General features: G+C 69.3%; 6 protein-coding genes. 4 read left to right on the forward strand and 2 right to left on the reverse strand.

All coding sequences use genetic code 11. The features are described 5' to 3' along the window. Window positions 1-112: 112 nt before the first annotated feature. The 4 genes from JWR86_RS05490 (at window position 113) to JWR86_RS05505 (ending at window position 5,146) form a co-directional block, all read left to right on the forward strand. Window positions 113-814: a GntR family transcriptional regulator gene (locus JWR86_RS05490; protein ID WP_299561875.1), complete on the forward strand. Its 702-nt coding sequence runs from the start codon at window positions 113-115 to the stop codon at window positions 812-814. Between the two features lie 76 nt (window positions 815-890). Then, window positions 891-2,675: an oxalyl-CoA decarboxylase gene (oxc, locus tag JWR86_RS05495; protein WP_299561867.1), complete on the forward strand. Its 1,785-nt coding sequence runs from the start codon at window positions 891-893 to the stop codon at window positions 2,673-2,675. Window positions 2,676-2,724: 49 nt separating this feature from the next. After that, the gene (gene frc / locus JWR86_RS05500) at window positions 2,725-4,005 is read left to right on the forward strand and encodes a formyl-CoA transferase (protein ID WP_299561869.1); all 1,281 of its coding nucleotides are present in this window, start codon (window positions 2,725-2,727) and stop codon (window positions 4,003-4,005) included. 103 nt (window positions 4,006-4,108) lie between these two features. Beyond that, entirely contained in the window at window positions 4,109-5,146 is a 1,038-nt protein-coding gene (locus JWR86_RS05505; protein ID WP_299561871.1) for an MBL fold metallo-hydrolase, read from the forward strand. 200 nt (window positions 5,147-5,346) lie between these two features. Here JWR86_RS05505 and JWR86_RS05510 read toward each other — a convergent pair whose 3' ends face one another. Further along, window positions 5,347-5,499, reverse strand: coding sequence for a hypothetical protein (locus tag JWR86_RS05510; RefSeq protein ID WP_299561873.1), 153 nt, complete (start codon window positions 5,497-5,499; stop codon window positions 5,347-5,349). A 174-nt stretch (window positions 5,500-5,673) separates the two neighbouring features. Further along, complete coding sequence (eda, locus tag JWR86_RS05515; RefSeq protein WP_299561877.1) at window positions 5,674-6,321, reverse strand: bifunctional 4-hydroxy-2-oxoglutarate aldolase/2-dehydro-3-deoxy-phosphogluconate aldolase; 648 nt, start codon at window positions 6,319-6,321, stop codon at window positions 5,674-5,676. Window positions 6,322-6,495: the final 174 nt, after the last annotated feature.

The raw sequence follows: 6,495 nt of genomic DNA on the forward strand, positions 1-6,495 counted from the left end.
ACTGCAGGCTGCAGACGGCCCCGCGTTGACCGTTGGTATCAGGCATGCCAGAAAAAAGGTAAGACGACGGGGCGGGGTGGATCGCGCTTTGAGCGACCGGGCGGCACAGGCTATCGCGAGACCGGGGGGCGACGTTGCGCTCGCCTTTGCCCGGATTCCGGCCGAGGCCACCTTCAAGGAGAAGGCCTACACGGTCCTCAAGGAGGCCATCAGCAATCTCGACGTCTACGGCTCGCCGGAGCCCATCATGCTCGACGAGCGGGAATTGTCCGATCGGCTGGGTGTGAGCAGGACGCCGATCCGCGAGGCGCTGGCCGTTCTGCACCAGGAAGGCTTCGTCCGCATCGCGCCCCGGCGCGGCATCGTCGTGGTCCGCAAGACCAAGCGCGAAATCGTGCAGATGGTCCAGGCCTGGGCGGCCCTGGAGAGCATGGCGGCCCGCCTCATCACGCAGAATGCGACAGACCCCGAGATCGCGACGTTGCGCGGGCTCTTCACGTCCTTCGGACCCGACCATGCGCCCATGACGCATGTGGACGAGTATTCGTCCGCGAACATCGCCTTTCACCAGGCGCTGATCCGGCTGAGCGAGTCGGACATCCTGGTCTCCATGACGGACAAGATCATGGTGCATGTCCGGGCGATCCGGCATCGGACCATTTTCGCCAGGGAGCGGGCCGAGCGCTCGCTGCGCGACCACATGGCCATCATCGAGGCGCTGGAAGCGCGGGACACCGAGGCGGCCGAGCAGCTTGCGCGCGACCACACCTTGCGGCTCGCGACCTATGTCGAGACCCACCTGGATATCGATTGACGCCTTGGCATCGCCGGACGGCCGGCCGCCGGTTCCGTTTGTCGAGCCGAGAACTTGAGAACAGGGAGGAAGCGGGATGTCCGCAGCAGTGAAGACCGTGGTGCAGCACGGGGCCGAAAGCGGGGCCGAGCCGGACCTGACGGACGGGTTCCACCTCGTCATCGACGCGCTGAAGCTCAACGGCGTGGAGACGATCTACAACGTCCCGGGCATCCCGATCACCGATCTCGGCCGCATGATGCAAGCCGAGGGCATGCGGGTCGTGTCCTTCCGGCATGAGCAGAACGCCGGCTATGCGGCCTCCATCGCCGGATACCTGACGAAGAAGCCAGGCGTGTGCCTCACGGTTTCGGCGCCGGGCTTCCTCAACGGCCTGACCGCGCTCGCCCATGCCACGACGAACTGCTTCCCGATGATCCTGATCTCGGGCTCCTCCGAGCGCGAGGTGGTCGATCTGCAGCAGGGCGATTACGAGGAGATGGACCAGCTCGCCGTGGCCAAGACCATGTGCAAGGCGGCCTTCCGCGTGCTGCACGCGGCCGACATCGGCATCGGGGTCGCGCGCGCCATCCGGGCCGCCGTCTCGGGCCGGCCCGGGGGCGTGTATCTCGATCTGCCGGCAAAGCTGTTTGGCCAGACCATGGATGCCGCCAAGGGCGAGAAGTCCCTGGTGAAGGTGATCGACGCCGCCCCGGCGCAGATCCCGGCCCCGTCCTCCGTCCGCCGCGCGCTCGATGTGCTGAAGGGCGCCAAGAAGCCCCTGATCATCCTGGGCAAGGGTGCCGCCTACGCCCAGGCCGACGAGGCGATCAAGCGCTTCGTCGAGACGAGCGGCGCGCCCTTCCTGCCGATGAGCATGGCCAAGGGCCTCCTGCCCGACACCCATCCGCAATGCGCCGGGGCCGCCCGCTCGACGGTGCTGAAGGACTCCGACGTCGTCCTGCTGATCGGCGCGCGCCTGAACTGGCTGCTGTCGCACGGCAAGGGCAAGGCCTGGGGCGACGCGCCGAAGAAGTTCATCCAGATCGACATCGAGCCGCGCGAGATGGACTCGAATGTCGAGATCGTGGCGCCGGTGGTCGGCGATATCGGCTCCTGCGTGGACGCCTTTCTGGCCGAGATGGGAGCCAAGTGGAGCCCGCCTTCAGCCGAGTGGACCAGCACGGTGGCCAAGAAGCGCGACGAGAACGTCGCCAAGATGGCCCCGCGGCTGATGAACAACAACTCGCCGATGGATTACCACGGCGCGCTCGGCGTTCTGCGGACGGTCATCAAGGAGCGCCCGGAGGCGATCCTGGTGAACGAGGGCGCCAATACGCTCGACCTCGCCCGCGGCATCGTCGACATGTACCGGCCGCGCAAGCGCATCGACGTGGGCACCTGGGGCATCATGGGCATCGGCATGGGCTATTCGATCGCGGCTGCGATCGAGACCGGCCATCCGGTGCTGGCCATCGAGGGCGACAGCGCCTTCGGCTTCTCCGGCATGGAGATCGAGACGATCTGCCGGTACAACCTGCCGGTCTGCGTGGTGGTCTTCAACAACGACGGCATCTATCGCGGCACCGACGTGAACCCGGCCGGCGACGGTCCGGCCACCACCGTGTTCGTGAAGGGCGCGCGCTACGACCGCATGATCGAGGCCTTCGGCGGTGTGGGCGTCAACGCGACCTCGCCCGACGAACTCCGGCGGGCCGTGAACGAGGCGATGGATTCCGGGCGGCCGACGCTGATCAATGCGGTGATCGACCCGGCGGCCGGCAGCGAGAGCGGCCGCATCGGCAACCTGAACCCGCAGAGCGCGGTGAAGCGGAAGCCGAAGCCGGAAGGTTCCGAGGTCCGGCAGCCCGGCACGGCGTGATCGGCGCGACAGCGCGTCTTTGAAGACTGACGGTCAGAGGGGAAGGAAGATGGGCAAGGCACTGGACGGCGTCCGCATCCTGGACTTCACACATGTGCAGTCGGGGCCGACCTGTACGCAGCTTCTGGCCTGGTTCGGGGCCGACGTGATCAAGGTCGAGCGGCCGGGCACGGGCGACATCACGCGCGGCCAGCTTCAGGACGTGAAAGGGGCGGACAGCCTCTATTTCACGATGCTGAACCACAACAAGCGCTCGATCACGATCGATTCCAAGAACCCGAAGGGCAAGGAAGTCCTCGAGGCGCTGATCAAGACCTGCGACGTGCTCGTCGAGAACTTTGCGCCGGGCGCGCTCGACCGGATGGGGCTGACCTGGGATCACATCCAGAGCCTCAATCCGCGGATGATCGTGGCTTCGATCAAGGGGTTCGGCCCGGGCAAATACGCCGACTGCAAGGTCTATGAGAACGTCGCGCAATGCGCCGGCGGCGCGGCCTCGACGACCGGATTCCGGGACGGCCTGCCGCTCGTCACCGGCGCCCAGATCGGCGATTCCGGCACCGGCCTGCACCTTGCCCTCGGCATCGTCACCGCCCTGTTCCAGCGCGAGACGACGGGCCGGGGCCAGCGCGTCGATGCCGCCATGCAGGACGGCGTGCTCAATCTCTGCCGCGTCAAGCTGCGCGACCAGCAGCGCCTGGCGCACGGTCCGCTCACCGAATACTCGCAGTTCGGCGAGGGCATCCCGTTCGGGGACGCCGTGCCGCGCGCCGGCAACGACTCGGGCGGCGGCCAGCCCGGCCGCATCCTCAAGTGCAAGGGCTGGGAGACCGATCCCAACGCCTATATCTACTTCATCACTCAGGCCCCGGTCTGGGAGAAAATCTGCGACGTCATCGGCGAGCCCGAGTGGAAGGCGCATCCCGATTTCGCCAAGCCGGCCGCCCGGCTGCCGCGCCTGAACCAGATCTTCGAGCGCATCGAGCAGTGGACCATGACCAAGACCAAGTTCGAGGCCATGGATATCCTCAATGAATACGACATCCCATGCGGTCCGATCCTGTCCATGAAGGAGATCGCCGAGGAGGAGTCGCTGCGTGCCACCGGGACGGTGGTCGAGGTGGATCACCCGGTCCGCGGCAAGTACCTGTCGGTCGGCAACCCCATCAAGCTGTCGGACTCGCCGACCGAGGTGAAGCGCTCGCCCCTGCTCGGCGAGCACACCCAGGAGGTGCTGCGCGATGTGCTCGGCTTCTCCGACGCGCGTGTGCAGGAGATCGAGGCGTCCGGCGCGCTGGGCGCCCCGCCACAGCGCATCGCGGCCGAGTAGGCCCGCCCCGGCGGCTCAGCCCGTCTTCGCCGCTGCCCGGCGAAGACGGCCCGGACCGTCAGCGGCGCTTGAGGGTGGCGGCTCGGCCCTGTAGCCAACGGGCATGGTACTCGCTCCCGGCCTCGCCCATCCCCATCCCGTTCCGCCCGCCTGGGGCGAAGCCATCGAGGTCGCACCCGGCATTCTGTGGACCCGGCTGCCGCTTCCGTTCCGGCTCGATCACGTCAATTGCTACCTGATCGAGGACGGCCCGGGCTGGGCGGTGGTGGATACCGGCATCGGCAACGAGCACACGCGCGAGGTCTGGGAGGCGCTGCTGGCCGGCCCTCTCCGGGGCCGCCCGCTGACCCGCCTCATCGTCACGCACATGCACCCCGACCATGTCGGGGCCGCGGGCTGGCTCGCCTCGAAACTCGGCCTGCCGCTCGACATGACCGAGACCGAGTACCTGCAGGCGCTGGTGCTCACGACGAATCCGAGCTCGCTCGAGAAGGACCCCTATCGCAGCTTCTACGTGGCGAACGGGCTCGACCAGACCGTCACCGAGGCCGTGATGACGCGGGGGCACGACTACCTCCGCATGCTGACCGGCCTGCCGCACACGTTCCGGCGCGTGATCGCCGGCGACCGGCTGATCATCGGCGGCCGCAGCTTCGACGTGTTCACGGGGGGCGGGCATGCGTCCGAGCAGATGATGCTCTATCTCGCGTCCGAAAACGTGTTCCTGTCCGCCGATCAGGTGCTGCCCCGCATCTCGCCGAATGTCAGCGTTTCGGCGCGCGATCCCCAGGGTGATCCCCTCGGCATCTTTCTGCGCTCGCTGCGCTCCCTGCGGAGCGCCCTTCCGGAGGACGCTTTCGTGCTGCCCGGGCACGACCTGCCCTTCACGGGCTTGCATGCCCGGCTGGACGCCATGGCCGAGCACCACGAGGAGCGCTGCGCCGAGATCGTGGCCGCCTGTCGGGAGGCGCCCCGCTCGGGGGCCGAACTCGTGCCGGTGATCTTCCCCCGCCCGCTCGACGCCCACCAGACCGGGTTCGCGTTCAGCGAGGTCCTGGCGCATGTGAACTATCTGATCCGGCGCGGGCGGCTCGTCTCCGTCCAGGAGGCGGACGGAATTCACCGCGCGGCGGCGGTCTAGGGGGCGCCGAAGACCGGGCCCGGCCTGTGGCGGCCGGCTCGGTGTCGGCGATGTGAGCCGATGGCCGCCCGGCCGCGGTCGCACGGTTCGCGGCAACGGTTCACCGGCCTGCCTTCGGCCCGCTCATGGGGCCCGGGGCCCGCTCATGGGGCCCGCCCGCCGGCGGCTCGCGTGAGCCATGGCGGGTGGCGGCGCCCGGCTCAGCCGAGCGTATCGAGAACGATCTGGCGCAGCTCGGCGCGGCTCAGGCCGGAGGGCTCCGGACGCCATGCTGTCGGGCGCTGGATCTTCGCGTTGTGGGCCGGCTTGCGGCGGCGATGGGTGTCGTCGGTCTTGGTCTCTGTGATCTGCAACGTGGTTCCTTTGGTCGGCTTTCACTGCCGAACGTATGATCGTGGCCGTGACGCCGATGTGACGCCCGTGCCTGTCTCCCGTCAGGCCGGTGCTCCCGGCCCGTCCCCGCGGGGGTCCGCGCGAACGGATCGGCAGAATGTGGGGCCTCGGAGCTGCGAGGCAAGCCCGGCCGGCTACCCGTACGGGCGCGGACGGGGCAGGGCGGCGGCCGCCCGGGCGAGCGCTGCGATGGTTGTCCAATCCGCGGCCGCCAACGCGGCGGGCGGCACCATCCAGGCTCCGCCGACGCACATCACGTTGGGCAGCGCGAGAAGAGTGGCGGCGCTGCCGAGGTCGAGGCCGCCGGTCGGGCAGAAGCGCAAGTGCGGCAGGGGCCCGGCCACCTGTTTCAGCCAGCCCTGGCCGCCGGACGCGATGGCGGGAAAGAATTTGAGCTGCCGGAAGCCGAGCTCCGCCAGCGCGATCGCCTCCGACACGGTGGCGCAGCCGGGCAGGGCCGGCAGGTCCGACTCCGCCAGGGCGTCGGCCATGCCCCGGGTCGTCCCGGGCGTCACCAGGAAGCGCGCGCCCGCGGCTCGCGCAGGCTCGATCTGGTCAGGCCGCAGCAGGGTGCCGGCGCCGACCACGGCCTCGGGCACCTCCCGGGCGATCGCCTCGATGGCGGCGAGGGCCCGTCCCGTCCGCAGCGTGACCTCGATCACCGGCAGGCCGGCCTCGAGCAGCGTGCGGGCGAGCGGGGCCGCCTGGGCCACGTCCTCGATGGTCACAACCGGGATGACGGGCGCCATCGCGGCGAAACCGGCGAGGAGGTCAGTTTTCATTTGCACGCGGGGCACAGGGCTCCATCCCCCGTCCCGGCGCGCCGCGTCAAGCGTCGCTCCCCGGATCGGCCCCGGCGGAGGCCCGGCGGGCGGTGCTATTCGGCCGGCTGAGGTGCCGGCAGCGGCCCGGCCGCCTGTTCCCGGCGGGCGCGGCGCCGTTCGGCCCGCCGCGCT

It is taken from the genome of Enterovirga sp. (genome assembly GCF_028290205.1).
Lineage (GTDB): Bacteria > Pseudomonadota > Alphaproteobacteria > Rhizobiales > Beijerinckiaceae > Enterovirga.